The following is a 3,097-nucleotide window of genomic DNA, read 5'->3' on the forward strand; positions in this document are numbered from 1 at the left end:
AATTTTGCCAGTGGCGATGGCGCCTGTTTGGGCTGTTCTGAAAAGTCAGTAGTACATATTTTCACCGCAACTGTAGAGTCACTCATGCAGCCACGTATAGAAAAACACATGGCATATTTAGAAGAACTCACAGATAAACTGGAAAAGCACATTCAGGTTAAGTTGATGAATGGTGTGAATTTAACCGATTCCAATACCATGTCTAAAATTGTTACCGAAATGCAAAATTCAGATTTAACTATGGCTGAAATAACGCGTAGATTAGAATCTGAACAGGGTGGTGAACCCGTTGACCAGGAATGGTTACGTGATGTAACTCAACTGCTCACTCAATTGAAAAAGCTCAAATGGAAATATACCAATGGAACCACAGGTAAGGGGCGATCCAACATGGGGATGCTTAACTCCACAGGCTGTACATCGGTTTGGGGTAGCACGTGGCCATTTAACCCGTATCCATTTCCTTGGGCGAATCACTTATTCCAAGACTCGCCCTCTATGGCGATGGGAATCTTTGAAGGACATATGGCTAAAATGGCTGACGGCTTTAAAGCGATACGTAAGGCAGAACTGGAGCTTGAAGGAAAATATGATGCCACTGAACATGACGATTTTTTCACCTACTTCAATTGGAAACAATTTACAGATCAAGAATGGTTGCTTTGTCCACCAGTGGTAGCATTAGGTGGTGACGGTGCTATGTATGATATCGGTTTCCAAAACCTATCTCGTCTGATGGCTTCGGGAAAACCGATTAAAGTCATCATTGTTGATACACAGGTATATTCCAATACAGGAGGGCAGGCTTGTACTTCCGGATTTATCGGTCAGGTTTCAGACATGGCTCAATACGGTAAGGTATGGAAAGGAAAAAGCGAACCTCGAAAAGAGATTGGTCTCATTGCGATGGCTCACAGAAACACCTACGTTATGCAAGCCACCTTGGCAAATACGAGTCAAATGATCGAAGGGTTTATTGATGGTCTGATGACCAAACGCCCTGCGCTTTTCAATCTATACACTACCTGTCAGCCAGAACATGGTGTAGCAGACGATTTGGGTGCACACCAGGCAAAATTAGCTGTAGAATCAAGAGCGTACCCCATATTTAAATACAATCCGGATCATGGTATAAAAGCCAAGGAAGCCTTTGATTTATCAGGCAATCCAGCTTTAGGTGAAATCTGGCCTACCTACGATTTAAAATATCTGGAATATGGGCAGGAACAGTGTATGAAATTACCAATGACGTTTGCAGATTTTGCATTAACGGAGGCACGATTTAGAAAACATTTCAGAAAAGCACCGCGAAATACCTGGAATGATAATATGATACTCTTGGCTGACTTTTTAGAACTGGATGAGAACGAACGTAAAGACAAGTTCCCTTACATCTGGGCAGTAGACAGAAATCAAAAACTCAACCGCGTATTGGTGGCGAAACCAATTGTTGACTCTTGTGAAGAACGGCGCGATTTCTGGTTGATGTTACAAGACATTGCGGGAGTAGAAACAGAAAAACTACAAGAAGAAAACCTTGAAGAAAAAATAAGAAACGAAGTGGTTGGAAATATAGCCCAAGGTTTAATGCAACTTGCAGGGGGTAATGGAAGCGGTATTCTGAAAATGGCTATGGAAAAACCAGCAGAAACCAATGGGGTAGCAGTTGAAGAAAAACAATCAAATGGGGACTATATGGCACCATGGTTGGAAACAGATGAATGCACCTCTTGTGATGAGTGCATCAAACTCAATCCGAACATTTTTGCCTATAATGAAGATAACAAGGCGTACATAAAAAATCCGAAGGCTGGACCTTACGAAGACTTGGTTAAAGCAGCAGAGAAATGTACAGCCGGTGTCATACATCCTGGATTACCTGCTGACCAATTGGCAAAGGATATGGAAAAATGGATAAGCCGAGGTGAAAAGTATAATTAATGTACTAAAGGCATAATGGCACTATTCAATTTTCATAAAAATACATTTAAACACGGTATCCATCCGCCAGAAAGTAAAGACGAAACCAATGGTTTGCCTATAAAGCAATTCCCTTTTTCACCAGTCATTATTTTGCCAATGGCGCAACACATTGGTGCACCTTCACAAATAATTGTTCGTGAAGGACAGGAAGTGCATCGGGGTCAATTATTGGCTAAGGCAGAGGGGTATGTTTCTGTGCCTTTACACGCTCCGGTTTCTGGTACGATTCGAAAAGTTGCAAATGTTCCGACCATTTCAGGGAAAATGTCTCCGGGTATTTTTCTTGAAGCATTCCCATTTTCAACTCAGGAAGTACTCGAAGGAAATCCAATTGATCTTGATACAGCTACACCTGAAGACATTCTACAAGGAATTCAGGATGCCGGCATTGTAGGTTTGGGAGGAGCTGCATTTCCAACGCATGTAAAGTTGAAAATTCCTGACGGAAAAAAATGTGAAACATTAATTATCAATGGTATTGAATGTGAACCCTATTTAACAACCGACCACCGTGTTATGTTAGAGCAAGAACATGATATTTTTACTGGAATTAAATATTTATTAAAAGCTACAGGAACACAAAAGGTCGTTATCGGTATTGAAGCCAATAAGCAAGATGCAGCTAATCACTTGAAAAAGCATATTCCCAAAGGCATGCCTGTTTCCGTACAAGTACTTCCGGTAAAATATCCTCAAGGAGCAGAGAAAATGTTAGTCACATCTATTTTAGGTAAAGAAATCCCTTCAGGAAAGCTTCCTATTGAAGTTGGTGTGGTTGTAGTAAATGTTGCAACAACGGCAGAAATCGGTCGGTTACTGCCTCACGGTCAAGGCATACAGGAACGCGTTATTACCATTGCAGGTCCGGGGGTTAAAAAGAAAGGAAATTATACGATTCCAATAGGTACACCTTTACGCTTTGTTCTTGAACAAGTGGGGGTTGACGAAGAAATCAGTGAAGTTTATATGGGAGGCCCAATGATGGGGGTAGCCGTTTCAAATCTCAATATTTCCATTGTAAAGGGCACTTCGGGAATTTTGGTCTTTACAAAAAAAGATGTGAATAGAACCCCTAAAATATATCCTTGTATTAAATGCGGAGCCTGTGTAGATG

The 3,097-nt window shown here is 41.2% G+C and carries 2 protein-coding genes; both read left to right on the forward strand.

The features are described from left to right. A partial coding sequence (locus ACSHXM_RS21450; protein WP_435692403.1) for a 4Fe-4S domain-containing protein occupies positions 1–1,941 on the forward strand: 1,941 nt, incomplete at its 5' end. Between the two features lie 15 nt (positions 1,942–1,956). After that, positions 1,957–3,097 (forward strand): electron transport complex subunit RsxC (rsxC, locus tag ACSHXM_RS21455; RefSeq protein ID WP_435692405.1); only part of this gene is annotated, 1,141 nt, incomplete at its 3' end.

Source organism: Paraglaciecola sp., from assembly GCF_051252315.1.
Classification (GTDB): Bacteria; Pseudomonadota; Gammaproteobacteria; order Enterobacterales; family Alteromonadaceae; genus Paraglaciecola.